This window comes from Lysobacter changpingensis (genome assembly GCF_017308985.1).
GTDB classification, from domain to species: domain Bacteria; phylum Pseudomonadota; class Gammaproteobacteria; order Xanthomonadales; family Xanthomonadaceae; genus Lysobacter_J; species Lysobacter_J changpingensis.
In genome coordinates this window covers 236,379-254,886 of sequence record NZ_JADWPE010000006.1, presented here as the reverse complement: position 1 = coordinate 254,886, position 18,508 = coordinate 236,379, and the positions used below count along the sequence as shown (strand labels likewise).

The 18,508-nt window shown below is 69.5% G+C and carries 15 protein-coding genes; 12 read left to right on the top strand and 3 right to left on the bottom strand.

The features are described from left to right. Positions 1-23: 23 nt before the first annotated feature. Positions 24-1,373, bottom strand: coding sequence for an alpha/beta hydrolase family protein (locus I4U41_RS15175; RefSeq protein ID WP_206862005.1), 1,350 nt, complete (start codon positions 1,371-1,373; stop codon positions 24-26). Between the two features lie 413 nt (positions 1,374-1,786). On the opposite strand from I4U41_RS15175, the gene I4U41_RS15170 reads away from it, so the two are divergent. The 11 genes from I4U41_RS15170 (at position 1,787) to I4U41_RS15120 (ending at position 11,753) form a co-directional block, all read left to right on the top strand. Next, complete coding sequence (locus tag I4U41_RS15170) at positions 1,787-4,168, top strand: arylsulfatase (protein ID WP_206862004.1); 2,382 nt, start codon at positions 1,787-1,789, stop codon at positions 4,166-4,168. Positions 4,169-4,197: 29 nt separating this feature from the next. After that, positions 4,198-4,944 carry a hypothetical protein gene (locus I4U41_RS15165; protein WP_206862003.1) on the top strand — a complete coding sequence of 249 codons (747 nt, stop codon included), beginning with the start codon at positions 4,198-4,200 and terminating at the stop codon, positions 4,942-4,944. Between the two features lie 17 nt (positions 4,945-4,961). Then, the gene (locus I4U41_RS15160) at positions 4,962-5,309 is read left to right on the top strand and encodes a hypothetical protein (RefSeq protein WP_206862002.1); all 348 of its coding nucleotides are present in this window, start codon (positions 4,962-4,964) and stop codon (positions 5,307-5,309) included. A gap of 274 nt (positions 5,310-5,583) precedes the next feature. Next, positions 5,584-6,345 (top strand): sel1 repeat family protein, encoded by a 762-nt coding sequence (locus I4U41_RS15155; protein ID WP_206862001.1) that lies wholly within the window; start codon positions 5,584-5,586, stop codon positions 6,343-6,345. Between the two features lie 39 nt (positions 6,346-6,384). Next, a complete protein-coding gene (locus I4U41_RS15150; RefSeq protein WP_206862000.1) occupies positions 6,385-7,446 on the top strand; it encodes a two-component system sensor histidine kinase NtrB in 1,062 nt (353 codons plus the stop codon). Between the two features lie 10 nt (positions 7,447-7,456). Continuing rightward, positions 7,457-8,890 carry a nitrogen regulation protein NR(I) gene (gene ntrC, locus I4U41_RS15145; RefSeq protein ID WP_206861999.1) on the top strand — a complete coding sequence of 478 codons (1,434 nt, stop codon included), beginning with the start codon at positions 7,457-7,459 and terminating at the stop codon, positions 8,888-8,890. A gap of 135 nt (positions 8,891-9,025) precedes the next feature. Further along, entirely contained in the window at positions 9,026-9,628 is a 603-nt protein-coding gene (locus I4U41_RS15140; RefSeq protein WP_206861998.1) for a superoxide dismutase family protein, read from the top strand. A gap of 94 nt (positions 9,629-9,722) precedes the next feature. After that, positions 9,723-10,202 carry a GNAT family N-acetyltransferase gene (locus tag I4U41_RS15135; protein ID WP_206861997.1) on the top strand — a complete coding sequence of 160 codons (480 nt, stop codon included), beginning with the start codon at positions 9,723-9,725 and terminating at the stop codon, positions 10,200-10,202. Positions 10,203-10,537: 335 nt separating this feature from the next. Next, positions 10,538-10,843 carry an I78 family peptidase inhibitor gene (locus I4U41_RS15130; protein ID WP_206861996.1) on the top strand — a complete coding sequence of 102 codons (306 nt, stop codon included), beginning with the start codon at positions 10,538-10,540 and terminating at the stop codon, positions 10,841-10,843. 47 nt (positions 10,844-10,890) lie between these two features. Then, a complete protein-coding gene (locus tag I4U41_RS15125; protein WP_206861995.1) occupies positions 10,891-11,319 on the top strand; it encodes a guanyl-specific ribonuclease in 429 nt (142 codons plus the stop codon). Further along, positions 11,316-11,753, top strand: coding sequence for a barstar family protein (locus tag I4U41_RS15120; RefSeq protein ID WP_206861994.1), 438 nt, complete (start codon positions 11,316-11,318; stop codon positions 11,751-11,753). The genes I4U41_RS15125 and I4U41_RS15120 overlap by 4 nt, the downstream gene beginning before the upstream one ends. Positions 11,754-11,775: 22 nt before the next feature. Here I4U41_RS15120 and I4U41_RS15115 read toward each other — a convergent pair whose 3' ends face one another. Both I4U41_RS15115 and I4U41_RS15110 read right to left on the bottom strand, forming a co-directional pair. Next, on the bottom strand, positions 11,776-12,009 hold the full coding sequence (locus tag I4U41_RS15115; RefSeq protein WP_206861993.1) for a hypothetical protein: 234 nt from the start codon (positions 12,007-12,009) through the stop codon (positions 11,776-11,778). A 253-nt stretch (positions 12,010-12,262) separates the two neighbouring features. After that, positions 12,263-13,531 carry a TCR/Tet family MFS transporter gene (locus tag I4U41_RS15110; protein ID WP_425492596.1) on the bottom strand — a complete coding sequence of 423 codons (1,269 nt, stop codon included), beginning with the start codon at positions 13,529-13,531 and terminating at the stop codon, positions 12,263-12,265. 478 nt (positions 13,532-14,009) lie between these two features. Between I4U41_RS15110 and gltB the strand changes: the two genes are divergently transcribed. Next, on the top strand, positions 14,010-18,476 hold the full coding sequence (gltB, locus tag I4U41_RS15105; RefSeq protein WP_206861992.1) for a glutamate synthase large subunit: 4,467 nt from the start codon (positions 14,010-14,012) through the stop codon (positions 18,474-18,476). Positions 18,477-18,508 lie beyond the last annotated feature (32 nt).

Sequence of the window (18,508 nt, the reverse complement as noted above, 5' to 3'; positions counted from 1 at the left end):
CCCGGCAGCGCTGAAGCGCCAACTCACCTCGGCGCCAACCGCTCCGCATTCCCATAGGCGCGATCCTTCAGCGCCCCGTCGCGAATCCAGTCCACCAGCATCGCGTAGTACCCGTCCGCATACCGCAGCCCCGTGCGCTCGCCATCCGCCCCGGTCTCGAACTCGATGATCCCGTGATCCGTTCCCGGGAACTCGACCACGTCCACGTTCGGATTCACCCGCGCCACCGACAGCAACCGGCGTCGCGTCTCCTCCGGCGGCGCTTCGGCATCGCTGCCGGCGATGAGCCACAGCAGCGGCACCTTCATCGCGCGCAGCGGCGGCATCGGGTCGTGGCGCCAGGTCGTGCCCTCCTCGCGCATCGGGCCGAACAGGCGCAGCATCATCGGCGAATGCGTGACCAGGTCGCGCGTGTATTCGCCCTTCATCGCATCCCACCATGGCTCCTTGCCGTACTTCGCCTTCAGCGCCTCGAGGCGGTCGTAGCCGTCCTTGAAGCCGGACGCCATCACCTCGCCGGTCGCGTCGGTCACTTCGCGCGCCTTCGCCAGCGCGTCGCCGCTGAAGCCTGCTTCGATCAGGTCGAGCTGCACCTGGTCGCGATCCTCGGCCAGCGGGCTGTCGGCGAGGCCGTAGCTCACCGCGACGAAGTCCGGATCGCTGCGCTGCGCCGCCAGCGGCTCGATCCATCCCGCCTGGCTGCCGCCGCTGTAGCCGACGCGATCGGCACGCGCTCCGGCCAGACGGCGCGCTTCCTTCAGCGCGGCGGCGGCGTCGTCGGCGAGCAGGTGGAAGTCCTGGCTGTAACGCCCGGTGCTGTCGCCGGTACCGCGCTTGTCGTACACGAACACACCGATGCCGTGCGCCGGGAAGATGCGCTGGAACGCGTTGAACGTGCGCGCCGAGTAGCGCTCGGAGCCGTGCACCATCACCGCGATCGGCACCGGCCCCTTGCCCGGCGGCATCACCAGCCGGCCGGCGAGCGTTTCGTCATTGCCCTGGAAACGCGTTTCGACGGCGGGGAATTCGAGCTTCGTGCCGCGATGCCCTTCGAAGGCGAACGCCGGCGATTCGCAGCTGCCCAGCGAGACCTGCGTCGTGTCGGGGCGCTCGCTCCAGCCGACGGTGCCGCTCCACTTGCCGGCCGCGTCCTGGACCATCCTGCCGGTGCGCCCGTCCATCGCGCGCCAGCGCAGGCCTTCGTCGGAGACCGGCGCCACGTCGACCAGGCGCCCGTCATCGAGCCTGTAGATCCCCACGTGGCAGGCCATGCGCGGATCGAGCGGCTTGTCGCGCTCCGGCCGGGTCCACCAGAACACCGCGGCGGCTCCCGCCGCGACCAGCACCAGCACCGTCACCAACACCTTCCGCATGGGCGATCCTCCGTCGGCCGCGCCGACTGTACGGCATCGGGCGATGCCACGTCGGCTGGGATGCGCGAGGTAGCGTGGCGGTTTGAATGCGCGTTCGGCGAGCGATGCATGCGCGCGCGTTCGTGCATCGACATCCGCCTCCGCGTTTGTAGCCCGGGTGAGGCCGAAGGCCGCACCCGGGATGACGCGCGAACCAACCTTGCACAGACCCCGGGTGCGCCTCGCTAACCCGGCCCACAAGAGTGGGAGGGTGGCCGTGCACGACCGCTTCACCCCGCCTTCACGCCACGTTGAGAAGGCTGAGCCCCGCTTGAATGCATTCCCGGCCGCAGCGCGCGCTCGTGAATCCCGCCCGGCCGAGCAAGGACACCCAACGCAGAACGCCCCCGGTCTGCGTCCCGACGGAGGTTCGCATGCCCGCCATTCGAAGCCGTTTGAAAGTCCGCAATCTCGCCATCGCCATCGGCGCCATGCTGCTCGCCGCGCCGGCGTTCGCGCAGGAATCGCTGCCGTTCCCGCCCAACCCTTCCGGCAGCAAGGCGGGGCCGACCATCGCGCAGTCCACCTACAGTCCGCTGCCGGCGAAGCCGCACCTGCCCGCGAACGCGCCGAACATCGTGGTGATCATGCTCGACGACGTCGGGCCCGCACTGCCCGGCACGTTCGGCGGCGTCATCGACACGCCGACCCTGAGCCGCCTGGCGAAGCAGGGCGTGTCGTACAACCGCTTCCACAACGCCGCGATGTGTTCGCCCACGCGCGCGTCGCTGCTGACCGGTCGCAACCACCATCGCGTCGGCAACGGGCAGATCGCCGAACTCGCCAACGACTGGGACGGCTACACCGGCCGCATCCCGCGCACCTCGGCCACCGCGGCGAAGGTGCTGGGCTATTACGGCTATTCGACCGCCGCGTTCGGCAAGTGGCACAACACGCCGGCGAACGAGACCACGGCGATCGGCCCGTACACCGACTGGCCGGCGGGCGAAGGCATCGGCTTCGATTACTTCTACGGCTTCCTCGCCGGTGAGTCCTCGCAGTGGGAACCGGCGGTGGTCGAGAACACCGTGCGCATCGATCCCTCGCACGGCAAGGAGAACTACCACTTCACCGAAGACATGACCGACAAGGCCGTGGCGTGGATGAAGCAGGTGCACGCGCTCGCGCCGGAACGGCCGTTCTTCATGTACTGGGCCCCGGGCGCGGCGCACGGGCCGCACCATGTCGCCAACGAATGGGCCGACCGCTACAAGGGCAAGTTCGACGCCGGCTGGGACCAGATGCGCGAGGACGTGTTCGCGCGGCAGAAGAAGCTCGGCTGGATCCCGAAGAACACCGAGCTGACGCCGCGTCCGGACTCGCTCGCCGCGTGGTCGGACATTCCCGAGGACGAAAAGCCCTTCCAGCGCCGCCTGATGGAAGTGTTCGCCGGCTACACCGAGCATGCCGACCACCAGGCCGGCCGCATCATCGATGCGCTGGACGAGATGGGCATCCGCGACAACACGCTGGTCTTCTACATCTGGGGCGACAACGGCTCCAGCGCGGAAGGCCAGAACGGCACGATCAGCGAACTGCTCGCGCAGAACGGCATCGCCACGCAGATCAGCGACCACATCCGCGCGATGAACGAACTCGGCGGCATGGAGGTGCTGGGCTCGCCGAAGGCCGACAACATGTACCACGCCGGCTGGGCATGGGCCGGCTCGACGCCGCACCGCTCGACCAAGCTGGTCGCCGCGCATTTCGGCGGCACGCGCACGCCGCTGGTGGTGTCGTGGCCGGGCACGATCAAGCCCGACAAGACGCCCCGCACGCAGTTCCACCACGTCAACGACATCGTGCCGACGATCTACGACGTGCTCGACATCACCCCGCCCAGGCTCGTCGACGGCATCACCCAGGACCCGCTGGACGGCGTGAGCATGGCCTACACCTTCGACGCGCCGAAGGCGGCGGGACGCAAGAAGGGCCAGTACTTCGAGATCATGGGCAGCCGCGCCTACTACGAGGACGAGTGGATCGCCTCGGTGTTCGGCCCGCGCATTCCGTGGAAGGCGGGCGTCGATCCGGCGATCATGACCTGGTCGCCCGACAAGGACGCGTGGGAGCTGCACGACCTGCGCACCGACTATTCGCAGGCGAAGGACGTGGCGGCGCAGCATCCCGACAAGGTCGCCGCGCTGAAGCAGTCGTTCGATGCGCAGGCGAAGGCGAACAAGGTGTGGCCGGTCGGCGGCGGCCTGTGGTCGGCGGTGTTCCATCCCGAGGATGCGCCGTCGAATCCGGCCACGCAGTTCAGCTACACGCAGGAAGTCTTCGCGGTGCCGGAGTTCACCGCGCCCAAGCTCGGCGCGCGCAGCAACCTGGTGACGATCGAAACCGAACTGAAGCCCGATTCGAAGGGCGTGCTGTACGCGCTGGGCGCGTTCTCCGGTGGCCTCGCGCTGTGGGTCGAGGAAGGCAGGTTGAACTACGAGTACAACCTGTTCGAGGTCGAACGCACGAACTTCGCGTCGTCCGCGCCGCTTCCCACCGGCAAGGTGAAGATCGAGGTGGAAACGCGCAAGGCGGACGAGAAGCACGCCGGGCCGCTCGACGTCGAAGTTCGCGTCAACGGCAAGGCCGTCGCGCAGGGCCGCGTGCCGCGCTCGGCGCCGCTGACGTTCACCGCCAACGATGCCTTCGACGTCGGTCGCGACAGCTATTCGCCGGTGTCGCAGGCGTACTTCGACCGCAAGCCGTTCGCGTACAACGGCACGATCGACAAGCTCGACGTCGAGTACCTGAAGTAAGCGCCGCTTCGTCGCAGGGAGGAAACGCCATGAGGCCGATGACGCGTTGTGCATTCGCCCTGCCGCTGGGCCTGCTCGCCTGGTCGGGCACCGCGGGCGCGCAGGATCGCTGGAACTGGATCGTGGCGCCCTACGTGTGGGCGGTCGACATCAGCACGGACCTGGAGACACCGCCGCCGGCGTCGGCGGCGATCACCCGCCGGCTGAGCTTCGGCGATGTGGTGGACAAGCTCGACGGCGCGTTCCAGATGCACGCCGAAGGACAGGGCGAGCACTTCGGCGCGTTCGCCGATTTCACCTACCTCGGCCTGTCGCAGGATTCCTCGCGCCGGCTCTTCCAGGCCGAATCCGACCTCGACACGCGCCTGTTCGAGGCCGCCGCGGTGTGGAGCCCTGGCGGGCAGCGCTTCACGGGCGGCGAGGTGTTCGCGGGGCTGCGCTATCTCGATCTCGACATCGCCAGCACCATCACGCCGACCGGCCCGCTCGGCGTGCCGCAGATGCGCGCGGACCTGGACGAGTCCTTCAGCGATTTCATGCTCGGCGCGCGCTACACCTGGTCGTTCGCGGAACGCTGGGGGTTGACGCTGCGCGGCGACGGATCCTGGGGCGAGACCGAGGGCACGTGGAACGCGAGCCTCATCGCGAACTACCGGATGAAGTCGGGCGCGTGGTACTTCGGCTACCGCTATCTCGACGTGGACGCGCAGGCGCGCGACGTGTCCACGGACCTGGTGGTCAAGGGTCCGGCCATCGGCTACGGCTTCGCGTTCTGACGCGCGGGACCGGCGGCATGGCGCGAGGGGCGAACCGGCTGCGCGTGCTGCGGCACGTGCTGTTCGAACGTGGCGTGTCGCGGCTGATCTTCGAGCACGCGCGCAACCTGGTCGTCGCCACGCTGGTCCTGGCCGCGGGGCTGGAGGCGACCCGGCACGACCCGCGCGAGATCGGCCCCCTCGCCTTCCGCTCGACCGGTTATCTCGTCGCGGCGATCGGCGCGGCGCTGGTGTTGCTGAACCTCGCCGACGGCATGCACCGGCTGTCGAAGGCGCGCCTGCCGCGCCGCTGGCACACGCTGCTCGTCGCCGTGTACCTGGTGCTGTTCTGGCGGGTGGCGCATCTGATCCTGCTGTACCGGTGATGCGCTCGCCGGGAGCGCTTCGGATTGCCGGCGTTTGCAGCCCGGGCAAGGCCGCAGGCCGCACCCGGGCTGATGCGCGTCGACGTCGAAGCGCACCCGGGTTGCCGTGGCGAGTCCCCAGGAACGCGCGCGCGTCTAGGGTGCAGCGCGCTGCGGCGCGTTCATCACTACCGCAACTGAGTTGCACGGAGGCGCGGTGCGCTCCGCTTACCCGGGCTACGCAACCGGGCGTATGCTCGCGGCGACGCGATCGATCACCAATGGAGGGCAGTCGATGCATCCGCTTCTGACGGCAGCGTGCTTGGTCGTGGGCTGTATCGCCGCGCCCGCGTGGGCGCAGGAGCGCGCGATCACGCTGGAGACCTATCAGGTCGCGCTGCAGCAGGCGCAGGGCCATCCCAACGAACTTGCGCGCTGGCACGGCCTGTGGGCCTACGACAACGGCCGCATGGAAGAGGCGCGGCAGCAGTTCGAGCGCGCCGCGTCCTATGGCGACAAGCTCTCCCGGCACCTGCTCACGATGATGTACTGGAACGGCGAGGGCGTGGATCGCGATCCCGTGCAGGCCTACATCTGGGCCGACCTGGCGGCCGATGGCAGCGACAACCCCGACCTCGCCGGCATGCGCGAACGCATCTGGTCCGCGCTCACGGCGGAGCAGCGCGCACAGGTGCTGGAACAGGGCCCGCGCTTCTACGAGCGCTACGGCGACGAGGCCGCACGCGAACGCACCAACCGCGAGCTGCGCCGGTTCGCGCGCAACCAGACCGGCAGTCGCACCGGCCAACTGACCTCGCCGCTCACGGTGAGCCTCGGCCGGCCCGAGTTCTGGGCGGGCGGCGGCGGCACGCGCCCGGGTCCGGCCCGTTCAGACGGCACCACGTTCTACGCCGACCAGCGCATGCGCCCGGATGCCTACTGGGCCCAGGAGGAACTCGACCTGCGCGCGCTGATGAAGCGGATCGGCGCCGGCACCGTCAACGTCGGCGAGGTGGACAAGGTGACCGCACCCGCGCCGGACGAATCCACCCCGTAGAGGCGCATTCGCCGGGCGCGCCTGCACTAACATGGTGCAATGCCCGTCCCGCCCTCGCCCGAGACCGCCCGCCCCGAGCTCGACGTCCTGACCACGCCGGTCGCGTGGAGCGACGAGGAAGGCGCGATCGTCGGCTGCAACGCGGCGTTCTCGCGCTGGCTCGGGGTCGGCGCGCGCCGCCTGATGGGCTGGCCGCTGGCGGGGCTCGATGGTGGCGAAGGGCGTCTTGCCGACGCGATGGGCCGGCTCGACGCGACCGACGCCCCGCTGCGCCTGCGCCGGAGCCGCCTGCGTTACGCCGATGGCGAGGAGTGCTTCGCCGACGTATGGCTGAGCCGGCGCGATGACGGCGGCTGGCTGCTGGAGGCGCATCCGGTCGATGAATTCCCCGGCGACGATCCGGCGCTGCTGCTGCCGTCGGCGCTGTCCGCGTCGCTGAAGGGACTCGCGCACGAACTGCGCAACCCGCTCGCCGGGCTGAAGGGCGCCGCGCAGCTGCTCGCGCGTCGGCTCGACGGCGAGAACCACGGCGATTCGCGTGAACTGGTGGCGATGATCGGCTCGGAAGTCGAACGCCTCACCGCGCTGGTCGATCGCCTGCTCACGCCCGCGCCGCCGCGTCCGCACGCACCGCTCAACATCCACGCGGTGCTCGAACGCGTGCTGCGCCTGGCCGAAAGCGAGGCGGGCTGGGCCGTGCGGCTGGTGCGCGATTACGACCCGAGCCTGCCCGAGTTCGCCGGCGATTCCGACCGCCTCATGCAATCGGTCTGGAACCTGGTGCGCAACGCGATCGAGGCCGGCGCGGCGAACGTCACGCTGCGCACGCGCGCCGAACACGCGGTGCGCATCGCCGATGCGGTGCATCCGATCGCGCTGCGGCTGGAGATCGTCGACGACGGACGTGGCGTTCCGGAAGAACTCAGCGAACGCCTGTTCCTGCCGCTCGTGTCCGGCCGCGCGGAAGGCAGCGGGCTCGGGCTCGCGCTCGCGCAGCAGGTCGCGCGCGAGCATCGCGGTTCGCTCGCGTACCGCTCGCGCCCGGGCCACACCGTGTTCACCCTGCTGCTGCCGATGCACGTCGAGGAATCGCCCGAATGAGGTTGCCCGAATGAAGCCGCACGACGCGAACGACGCCCGCATCTGGGTGGTCGACGACGACCGCAGCGTGCGTTTCGTGCTGGCCACGGCGCTGCGCGAGGCGGGCTATCGCGTCGACGGCTTCGAGAACGCGCGCGACGCGCTCGATGCGCTCGCCGAACGCGGTGCGCCGGACCTGCTGTTCACCGACGTGCGCATGCCTGGCGACGACGGCCTGGTGCTGCTCGACAAACTCAAGGCGCAAGCGCCGAAGCTGCCGGTCATCGTGATGAGCGCCTACACCGACGTCGCCAGCACGGCGGGGGCGTTTCGTGGCGGCGCGCACGAGTTCCTTTCCAAACCGTTCGACCTGGACGAAGCCGTCGAGCTGGCCGCACGCACGCTCGCCACGCGCGAAGCGCCGGCCGCGCCGCCGCGCGAAACGGCGGCGACCAGCGACGACGCGCTCATCGGCGAAACGCCGGCGATGCGCACCTTGTTCCGCGCGATCGGCCGCCTCGCGCAGGCGCCGCTGTCGGTGCTGATCACCGGCGAAACCGGCACCGGCAAGGAGCTGGTCGCACGCGCGCTGCATCGCGAATCGCCGCGCGCGCAGGCGCCGTTCGTCGCGCTCAACACGGCGGCGATTCCGGCCGAACTGCTGGAAAGCGAGCTGTTCGGCCACGAGGCCGGCGCGTTCACCGGCGCGCAGCGTCGCCACATCGGCCGCTTCGAGCAGGCGCATGGCGGCACGCTGTTCCTCGACGAGATCGGCGACATGCCGCTGCCGTTGCAGACGCGCCTGCTCCGCGTGCTGGCTGAGGGCGAGTTCTTCCGCGTGGGCGGGCGCGAGCTGATCCGGGTGGACGTGCGCGTGATCGCCGCGACGCACCAGGACCTGGAAGCGCTGGTCGATGCGGGACGTTTCCGCGCCGACCTGCTGCATCGCCTCGACGTCGTGCGCCTGCGCCTGCCCGCGTTGCGCGAACGCCGCGAGGACGTGCCGCGCCTGGCCGAACGTTTCCTGCGTGCGGCGGCGGCGCGGTTCGACGCGCCGGCCAAGCGGTTTTCGCCGGCCGCGCTGAAACGCCTGGTCGCCTACGACTGGCCCGGCAACGTGCGTCAGCTGGAGAACCTGTGCTGGCGGCTGGCCGCGCTCGCGCCGGGCGACGCCATCGCGCGCGAGGACCTGGACGAAGCGCTTGCGGCCACGCCCGGCAAGGACGATGTCCACGGCGCGGGCGATGATGACTGGGATCGCCGCCTCGCCGCGTGGGCGCGGGCGCAGCTCGAACTCGGCCGCGACGACATCCACGCGCAGGCGCGCGAGCGGTTCGAACGCGCGTTGTTCGATGCCGCGCTGGAACACACCGGCGGCCGCCGCACCGAAGCGGCGGCGCGCCTGGGCCTGGGCCGCAACACGCTCACGCGCAAGCTCGGGCCGGGGCGGCGGCGGCCTTCGTGACGGCGGCGTTCACCGCCGGGCCACCGCATCGCCGCTAGCCTGCGGGGCCGCGTTCCGCTTCCGCCGTTCCCGGCCGCATCCGCGGATCGGCGAAGCACCACCCGATACCGTTGTCCGTTTCGCAAGGAGAAGCCGATGAAGACCACCCTCGCCACCGCCCTGCTCGCCGTGTCCGTCGTCGCCTTGTCGGCGTGCAGTTCGACGCCGATCGACACCGGCGCGACGCCTGCCCCGTCGTCCACGCCGGCGGCACCGGCCCCGCAATCGACGGCGCAGTCGACCGCGAAGTCCGCCACGGTGAACCTCGCGTCGGCCTCGGGCAGCCTGGTGAGCGGCAAGCTGACCGTCGTGCCGATGGGCGACGGCGTGCACCTGACGGGCGAGGTCGGCGGGCTTTCGCCGGGCAGCACGCACGCGATCCACATCCACGAGAAGGGCGACTGCAGCGCGGCCGACGCGAGCAGCGCCGGCGGTCACTTCAACCCGTCCGCGCAGCCGCACGGCAAGGTCGGCAGCGGCGCGCACCACGGCGGCGACATGGACAACCTGGTCGCCAACGCCGAAGGCGTCGCGCAGGTCAACGCGCACGCGCAGGGCGTGACCCTCGGCGGCGGCGCGGCCAACGATGTCGCCGGCAAGGCGGTGATCGTGCATGCCGCGGCCGACGATTACCGCACCCAGCCGACCGGCAATGCGGGCGGGCGCGTGGCGTGCGGAATCATCACGGTCACGAAATGACGGAACAAGCGCGCATGCACCAGAACCCGGTGTTGCGCGGACCGGTTGCTTGCACTCCACCAGGTTCTCGTTCCTCCCGCCTCGTCCCTTGAACATGACCCTCCGCATCCGCCCCGCCCACGCGAACGACCGCGACCTGCTCGCGCGTTGGGCCCTCGCGATGGCACTGGAAACCGAGCACAAGCAGCTCGACGAGGCCACCGTGCGCGCCGGCATGGAGGCGGGCATCGCCGATGCGGGCAAGGCGCGGTACTTCATCGCGATGCACGAATCCACCGTCGCCGGGCGCGAGACCATCGCCGCGCCCGCCGGCACGCTGATGCTCACGCGCGAATGGAGCGACTGGCGCAACGGCGACTGGTGGTGGATCCAGAGCGTCTACGTGCCACCGGAGTTCCGCCGGCAAGGGGTGTTCACCGCGCTGTACCGGCATGTCGAGACGCTCGCGCGGGAAACGCCCGGCGTGGTCGGGCTGCGGTTGTACGTGGAGCGCGAGAACACGAACGCGCAGAAGACCTACACGGCGCTGGGAATGGTGGATGCGGGGTATTCGATTCTGGAGGCGGAGTTCTAGCCCCTCTCCCACCGGAGAGGGGTTGGGGGTGAGAAGGCTCCGCCCAGGAATCGCCGGTTCGCGCGCCTTCGAACGCCCGAACGCTGTGCGTTCGGGCCGGGCAGGGTCGGGGCGTGCGTTGCAGCGGTGCGAACGACGCATTCGGGCACCGCGCTTTGCTCTCGTCCGACGCTGACGCCGGACACTTCACCTTCCCGGCCCTTCCCCGCATTCGCAGGGGAGAGGAAGCGCAGCAAGCGTCACATCCCCCGCTATCCTTTACACCCTGAACACGCCCCCGGGCGCACGGTGCGCCGCATACGCGGCCCCGCCCGTCCACGACAAGGAGAAACGCCATGACCCGCCGCATCCTGTGCATTGCCGCCATCGCTGCCGCCGCTTCGCTCGCGGGCTGCGCTTCCGCGCCGCCGGTCGCGGGCGGGCCGAGCGTTCCGAGCGGCAAGTGCAACGCCGAAGGCGCACGCTGGGCGATCGGCTCGGCGGTCAACGACGACGTCGTCAACCGCATCCTGCAGGGCACCGGCAGCCGCGACGCGCGCGTGCTGCGTCCGGGCCAGCCGGCGACGATGGACTTCCGCGAGGATCGCGTGAACATCGACGTCAACGACCGGGGCGCGATCACCGGCCTGCGCTGCGGCTGATTCCGGACAACGCAGCCGCGCGCCAGCACTCCCGATAGCGATACGACATGCGCCGCTCCCATTCCATCTGGCTGCTCGCGATCGTCGCCCTCCTCGGCCTGTGGCTGTGGACGAAGCGCGCGGGCGACGGCGAGCTTCGTCCGGCCGACGCGCCGCCGATCTCCGCGCAGCAGGCGGCGGAGATCGCGTATCCGGCGTTCCTCCCGGTCGAGGCGCACGCGGTGCTCGACCGCATCGCCAGCGGCGCGGCGCATCCGTACCGGCAGGACGGCAGCGTGTTCCAGAACCGCGAAGGACGCCTGCCGCCGCAACCGCGCGGCTATTACCGCGAGTACACGGTGCCGACGCCCGGCGCGGATTCGCGCGGCACGCGGCGGATCGTCACGGGCGGCGATCCGCCGGTCGAATACTGGTACACGGCCGATCATTACCGCAGCTTCCGCCGCTTCGAATGGCATCCCCCGGAGGCGCGATGAACGCCGTCGACCTGCGCACGATCCTCGCCGACCCCGATCACAGCGGCGCGTACTTCATCGACGTGCGCGATACAGAAGCGATGGCGCAGACCGCCGCGGCGCTCGACTTCGCGGTGATGCGCGTGGATCTGTCCGGCTGCGACGACAAGGCCGGCCTGATGGCGCGCCTGGCGAAGGCCGGCGGTTTCCCTGACGGTTTCGGCGAGAACTGGGACGCGCTGTCGGACGTGCTGCGCGACATGTCCTGGCGCGTGGCGCCGGGTTACGTGTGGCTGATCGAAAACGCCGCCGACTGGCGCGATGCGAACGGCGAGGATTTCGACACGCTGCTGGAGATCCTCAACGAAGCGGCCTTCGAATGGGCGCACGCCGATGTGGCGTTCTGGGCGCTGCTGCCGTTCCCCGGCGACCGGCTGACGGCGCTGGAAGACTGATCGCGCCGATACGACGCGCCGGTCAGATCCGGTCGTCGATGCCGGTGATGCCGGAGTGCTTCGCGCAACTGGCGCAGCAGTAGAACTTCCCGTCGTGTTCCGCGCCGTGGCCGATGATGCGGCAGCCGCAGTGCTCGCACGTGGGCGCGAGCTTGTGGATCGCGCATTCGAACGAATCGAACGTGCCGCTGCCGTGCGGCATGGTGACGGTGAACGCCTTGTCGTAGTCGTTGCCGCAGGTATCGCACTTGGGCATGGCGGGAATCCTCGTTCCTGACGGGAACCCCGAGTCTGGCGTCGCGGTGCGCGATCGCCGGTGAAGTCGGCGGCAATGCGGCGTTAACGGCGCTCCGGTAGCCCGGGTAAGCGCAGCGCACCGCGCCTCGGTGCAACTCAGTTGCGGTAGCGATGAACCCGCCGCAGCGCGCTGCACCATCAACGTGCACGTGTGCTTCTGGAACTCGCCATGGCACCCGGGTGCGCTTCGCTTACCCGGGCTACAAAGGCGCTCAGCCCGGCTCGACCGCACTCGCAGCAGGCGCCTCCGCCGGCGCCCGCGCATACCGCCACGCGATGCCCACGGCGATCGCCAGCAGCAGCCCCGCGATCAGGAACGGCGCGCCCGGCAGGTGCACCGGCGCGCGATCGTCGATGAAGTAGCCGAAGCTGCCCGCGAACACGACCGGGCCGATGATGCCCGCCAGGCTCACCAGGCTCATCAGCGCGCCCTGGATGCGGCCCTGCACTTCCGGCCCGACCTGGCGCGTGATCAGCGCCTGCGTCGACGGCGCGGCCAGGCCCCACACCGCCGAGATCGGCAGGCCGACGAGGAACATCCAGCCCACCTCGGCGAAACCGTAGATGCCGAAACCGATCGCGCCGCAGCCCAGGCCCAGCATCAGCGCGCGCCGTTCGCCCAGCGCATGCACCGCCTTGCCGACCAGCCCCGCCTGCACGATCACGTTGAGCACGCCGACGATCGCCAGCACGTAGCTCACCTCGCGCGGACCCCACTGGTACTGGTAGTCGGCGAACAGCACGAACACGCTCGGGTACACGTAATGCGCGAGGTTGGCGATGAACACCACCGCCGCCAGCCCGAACACCTGCGGGTAGCGCCTGAGCAGTCCGAGCGACGCGCCCGGAATCGTGTGCGCCCAGTCGAAACGCGCGCTGCGACGCTCCTTCGGCAGCGATTCGGGCAGCACGAACAGGCCGTACGCGAAGTTGAGCAGCGCCAGCGCGGCAGCGAACCAGAACGGCAGGCGCAGGTCGATCTCGCCCAGCGCACCGCCGATCAGCGGCCCCACGATGAAGCCCACGCCGAACGCGGCGCCGAGCAGGCCGTAGCTCCTGGCGCGCTTCTCCGGCGGCGTGACGTCGGCCACGTACGCGTTCGCCGTGGTGAAGCTCGCCGACGTGATGCCCGAGATGATGCGGCCCACCAGCAGCCACATCAGCGACGGCGCCAGCGCCATGAACACGAAATCCAGGCCGAGGCCCAGGCACGAGAGCAGGATCACCGGCCGCCGTCCGAAACGGTCCGACAGCGCGCCCTGGATCGGCGAGGTCACGAACTGGATGCCCGCGAACAGGAAACCGAACGCGGCCACCCAGTACGCCGCATGCGCGGTATCGCCGCCGGTGAACTGTTCGATCAGGTGCGGCAGCACCGGAATGATCAGGCCGAACGACAGCACGTCGATCAGGATGGTGATGAAGATGAAGACGAGCGCGGCACGGCGGCGCGCACCCGTGGCGGGAGCGGTATCGGTCACGGGGGCCGGGAGGATTCTGGGAAGGCGGGAAGTTTAGCGCTTCGGTTTCTCCTCCCACTGCCCGTAGCTCTTGTAGCCCGGGTAAGCGAAGCGCACCCGGGATGTGCGTCCGTAAGCCATGCGGCGCGGTTCCCCGGGTGCGGCCTCCGGCCTTGCCCGGACTACCAGAGCATCACGCGCACCGCTCGCGCGAATGGTTTCACCCGTTACCAAACGCCTCCGCATGTCGCGCACTTTTCTCACTGCGATCAGGCACTTGAAGGCCTGCACGCGCGATTTCTCCGGTGGCGCGGAAGACAAATTGCCGCATCGCACAAAGTGTGATTTATTCGGTTGAACCAGGGTGGTGAGGCAGGCCGGACCGCGCGAGCGGACCGTCTTCGTCGTCGCCGCAATCCTGGGCTCGAGAGTGCGTTTGCCAGGTTCGTTGTCGTGTTTCGCACAGCAACCCAGCGGTGAAATCCGCGATGGAGCGACGATGCAGCAACAGGTCCGTCCCGATCCCGTCGGCCTCTACGACCCGCGCGACGAGCGCGATGCGTGCGGCTTCGGCCTGATCGCGCAGCTCGACGACGCGCCCAGCCGCGCCATCGTCGATCGCGCGATCGAGGCGCTGGTGCGCATGACGCACCGCGGCGGCATCGCGGCCGACGGACTCAGCGGCGACGGCTGCGGCCTGCTGATCCGGCAACCGGACGCCTTCCTGCGCGCGCTCGCGCGCGAGTCGGGCATCGCGCTCGGCGCGCATTACGCCTCGGGCCTGGTGTTCCTTCCGCACGATGAAACCGAAGCGGCGCGCGCGAAGGACGAGTTCGCCGCGCAGCTGCAGCGCGAACGCGTGGACGTCGCCGGCTGGCGCGTCGTGCCGGTCGATCTGGCCGCATGCGGCGAGCTCGCCAGGCGCACGATGCCGCGCATCGAGCAGATCTTCGTCAAGCCCGCCGGCGCGTTCGATGCCGCGAGCTTCCAGCGCTCGCTGTTCCTGGCGCGCCGTCGCGCCGAGCAGCGCCTGCGCGAGCTTCCCGACTTCTACGTCGTCAGCCTGTCCACGGCGAGCATCGGCTACAAGGGCATGGTGCTGCCGAACCGGCTTTCGCAGCTGTATCCGGACCTGCAACGCAGCGACCTGGCCGCCAGCGTCGTCGTGTTCCACCAGCGATTCTCGACCAACACCACGCCCCGCTGGCCGCTCGCGCAGCCGTTCCGCCTGCTCGCGCACAACGGCGAGATCAACACCATTTCCGGCAACCGTGCCTGGGCGCAGGCGCGCGCGCACGTGTGGCGCACGCCAAACCTCGAGCTGACCGAGTTCGATCCGGTCATCACGATGGACGGCTCGGATTCGCAATCGCTCGACAACATGCTCGAGCTGCTGCAGGCCGGCGGCATGGACCTGCTGAAGGCGATGCGCATCCTGATCCCGCCGGCGACGCAATCGCTGGAATACAAGGACGCCGACCTCGCCGCGTTCTATGAGTATTACGCGCTCAACACCGAACCGTGGGACGGCCCGGCCGGCATCGTCACCGTGGATGGTCGCTACGCCGCGTGCACGCTCGATCGCAACGGCCTGCGCCCGGCGCGCTGGATGCGCACGCGCGATCGCCATTTCCTCATCGCGTCCGAAGCCGGCGTGTGGGAGCGCCCGGCGGAGGAAATCGAGGCCAAGGGCAAGCTCGGGCCGGGCGAGATGATCGCCGTCGATCTTTACCTGGGCGAAGTGCTCGACAGCGAGGCGATCGACCGCATCAACCGCGCGCGCGCGCCGTACAAGCGCTGGCTCAAGCAGGGCGTCACTTACCTGCAGACTGAGCTGATCGATCCCGCGCTCGCGGCCGAGCCCTTCGACAGCGAGACGCTGACGCGCTTCCAGAAGCTGTTCCAGCTCACGCGCGAGGAGCGCGAGCAGGTGCTGCGTCCGCTCGCCGAAACCGAGCAGGAAGCGGTCGGCTCGATGGGCGACGACGTGCCGATGGCCGTGCTGAGCCAGCAGGTGCGCCCGCTGTACGACCAGTTCCGGCAGGCGTTCGCGCAGGTGACCAACCCGCCGATCGACCCGTTGCGCGAGGACTGCGTGATGTCGCTGGCGACGCAGCTCGGTCGCGAGGGCAACGTGTTCGTCGACGGCCCCGGCAACGTCGACCACATCCATCTCAACTCGCCCGTGCTCTCGCAGCGCAAGCTGCGGCAGATGCTGGCGATGGAGCAGTACGAGAACGCGCACGCGCTGATCCACCTGCATTACGCACCGGAGGAAGGCCTGAAGGCCGCGCTCGAACGCATCTGCGCCGAGGCCGAAACCGCCACGCGCGAAGGCAAGGTGCTGCTGGTGCTGAGCGACCGCTATCCGGTCGAAGGCCGGCTCATGGCGCACGCGCTGCTCGCCACCGGCGCGGTGCACCAGCACCTGGTGCGCGCGGGGCTTCGTTGCGAATCCAACCTCATCGTCGAAACGGGCACCGCGCGCGATCCGCACCATTTCGCCTGCCTGATCGGCGTCGGCGCCACGGCGGTGTATCCGTACCTCGCGTACCAGACGCTGCACGACCTCGGCGTGCGCGGCATCCTCAAGACCAAGCACGGGCAGGTCGCGGAAATCGGCCGCAGTTACCGGCGTGGCATCAAGAAGGGCCTGCTGAAGATCATCTCGAAGATGGGCATCAGCACCATCGGCAGCTATCGCGGCGCGCGGCTGTTCGAGATCGTCGGCCTGGATCGCGAAGTGGTGGACCTGTGCTTCGCCGGCACGCCGTCGCGCATCGGCGGCGCGGGGTTCGCCGAACTGCACGAGGATGCCGTCACGCTCGCCGAACACGCGTGGAACGCGAACGCGCTGCCGAACATCGGCGGCCTGCTCAAGTACACGCCCGGCGGCGAATACCACCTGTTCAATCCCGACGTGGTGATGAACCTGCAGCGCGCGGTGTCCACCGGCGACTGGAATGACTGGCAGCGTTACGCCGCCGCGGTGAACGAGCGCCCTACCGCCGCGCTGCGCGACCTGCTCGATGTCGACACGTCTGATGCCACCGCGATTTCGCTGGACGACGTCGAGCCCGTTTCCGCCATCGTGCGCCGCTTCGATTCGGCCGCGATGAGCCTCGGCGCACTGTCGCCCGAGGCGCACGAGGCGCTGGCCATCGCGATGAACCGCCTGGGCGGGCGCAGCAATTCCGGCGAAGGCGGCGAGGACCCGGCGCGTTACGGCACCGACAAGGTGTCGAAGATCAAGCAGATCGCGTCGGGCCGTTTCGGCGTGACGCCGGAATACCTGGTCAACGCCGAAGTGCTGCAGATCAAGGTCGCGCAAGGCGCCAAGCCCGGCGAAGGCGGCCAGCTGCCGGGCCACAAGGTCAACGAGCTGATCGCGCGCCTGCGTTACGCGATGCCGGGCATCGGCCTGATCTCGCCGCCGCCGCATCACGACATCTATTCCATCGAGGATCTCGCGCAGCTGATCTTCGACCTCAAGCAGGTCAATCCGCAGGCGCTGGTATCGGTGAAGCTCGTGTCACACGCGGGCGTGGGCACGATTGCCACCGGCGTCGCGAAGGCCGGCGCGGACCTGATCACCATCTCCGGCCACGACGGCGGCACCGGGGCGAGTCCGATCTCGTCGATCCGCTACGCCGGCACGCCGTGGGAACTCGGTTTGTCCGAAGCACGCCAGGCGCTGGTGTCGAACGACCTGCGCGATCGCGTGATCCTGCAGACCGACGGCGGCCTGAAGAGCGGCCTCGACGTGGTGAAGGCCGCGCTGCTGGGCGCGGAAAGTTTCGGCTTCGGCACCGCGCCGATGATCGCGCTGGGCTGCAAGTACCTGCGCATCTGCCATCTCAACAACTGCGCGACGGGCGTGGCGACGCAGGACGACGCGCTGCGTCGCGAGCATTTCACCGGCCTGCCCGATCGTGTGGAGAACTTCTTCCGCCTGCTCGCCGAGGAAGTGCGCTTCTGGCTCGCGCAGCTGGGCGTGCGCACGCTCGGCGAGCTGGTCGGCCGCACCGATCTTCTGAAGCAGCTCGAAGGCGACGGCGCGCGTCAGCACAAGCTCGACCTCGCGCCGCTGCTCGCCGGCAGCGGGCTCGCGCACGGCGGTCATTGCGGCGTGCCGCAGCCGTCGGCCGATGCCACGGGCCTGGCGGCGCAGCTCGATGTCGACCTGGCCGAGGCCATCGCGAGCAAGCGCGGCGGCGCGTATGCGTACACGATCCGCAACACCGACCGCAGCATCGGCGCGCGCCTGTCGGGCCGCATCGCGCGGCTGCATGGCGATCGCGGCATGGCCGATGCGCCGATTTCGCTTCGCTTCGACGGCACCGCCGGCCAGAGCTTCGGCGCGTTCAACGCCGGTGGTCTGCAATTCGAACTGCACGGCGAAGCGAACGATTACGTCGGCAAGGGCATGGCGGGCGGACGCATCGTGATCCGTCCGCCGATGGGCGCACGCTACACCGCACACGAGACGCCGATCATCGGCAACACCTGCCTGTACGGCGCGACGGGCGGCGAACTCTATGCGGCCGGCCGCGCGGGCGAGCGCTTCGGCGTGCGCAATTCCGGGGCCACGGCGGTGGTGGAAGGCGCGGGCGATCACTGCTGCGAATACATGACCGGCGGCGTGGTCGCGGTGCTCGGCCGCACGGGCCTGAACTTCGGCGCGGGCTTCACCGGCGGCATGGCGTACGTGCTCGATACCGAGCGCGATTTCGTCGATCGCTACAACCACGAACTCATCGACATCCTGCGCATCGCGTCCGACGGTTTCGAGAACCACCGCTCGCACCTGCGCGAACTGCTGGAGGCGCACGTGCAGCTCACCGGCAGCGTGTGGGCGCGGAAGATCCTCGACGAGATGCGCGATTTCCTGGGCAAGTTCTGGCTGGTCAAGCCTAAGGCGGCGAGCCTGGAATCGCTGGCCGAAAACCTGCGGAGAGCGGCGTGATGGTCTCTTCCTGCTGCGCTGCTCCCTCCCCT

What these genes read in the sequence shown, in the direction of transcription:
- I4U41_RS15130 (WP_206861996.1), top strand. Translation starts at nt 10,538, where the DNA reads ATGACCCGCCGCATCCTGTGCATTGCCGCCATCGCTGCCGCCGCTTCG.
- ntrC (WP_206861999.1), top strand. Translation starts at nt 7,457, where the DNA reads ATGAAGCCGCACGACGCGAACGACGCCCGCATCTGGGTGGTCGACGAC.
- gltB (WP_206861992.1), top strand. Translation starts at nt 14,010, where the DNA reads ATGCAGCAACAGGTCCGTCCCGATCCCGTCGGCCTCTACGACCCGCGC.
- I4U41_RS15135 (WP_206861997.1), top strand. Translation starts at nt 9,723, where the DNA reads ATGACCCTCCGCATCCGCCCCGCCCACGCGAACGACCGCGACCTGCTC.
- I4U41_RS15120 (WP_206861994.1), top strand. Translation starts at nt 11,316, where the DNA reads ATGAACGCCGTCGACCTGCGCACGATCCTCGCCGACCCCGATCACAGC.
- I4U41_RS15140 (WP_206861998.1), top strand. Translation starts at nt 9,026, where the DNA reads ATGAAGACCACCCTCGCCACCGCCCTGCTCGCCGTGTCCGTCGTCGCC.
- I4U41_RS15115 (WP_206861993.1), bottom strand. Translation starts at nt 12,009, where the DNA reads ATGCCCAAGTGCGATACCTGCGGCAACGACTACGACAAGGCGTTCACC.
- I4U41_RS15155 (WP_206862001.1), top strand. Translation starts at nt 5,584, where the DNA reads ATGCATCCGCTTCTGACGGCAGCGTGCTTGGTCGTGGGCTGTATCGCC.
- I4U41_RS15170 (WP_206862004.1), top strand. Translation starts at nt 1,787, where the DNA reads ATGCCCGCCATTCGAAGCCGTTTGAAAGTCCGCAATCTCGCCATCGCC.
- I4U41_RS15150 (WP_206862000.1), top strand. Translation starts at nt 6,385, where the DNA reads ATGCCCGTCCCGCCCTCGCCCGAGACCGCCCGCCCCGAGCTCGACGTC.
- I4U41_RS15175 (WP_206862005.1), bottom strand. Translation starts at nt 1,373, where the DNA reads ATGCGGAAGGTGTTGGTGACGGTGCTGGTGCTGGTCGCGGCGGGAGCC.
- I4U41_RS15125 (WP_206861995.1), top strand. Translation starts at nt 10,891, where the DNA reads ATGCGCCGCTCCCATTCCATCTGGCTGCTCGCGATCGTCGCCCTCCTC.
- I4U41_RS15160 (WP_206862002.1), top strand. Translation starts at nt 4,962, where the DNA reads ATGGCGCGAGGGGCGAACCGGCTGCGCGTGCTGCGGCACGTGCTGTTC.
- I4U41_RS15165 (WP_206862003.1), top strand. Translation starts at nt 4,198, where the DNA reads ATGAGGCCGATGACGCGTTGTGCATTCGCCCTGCCGCTGGGCCTGCTC.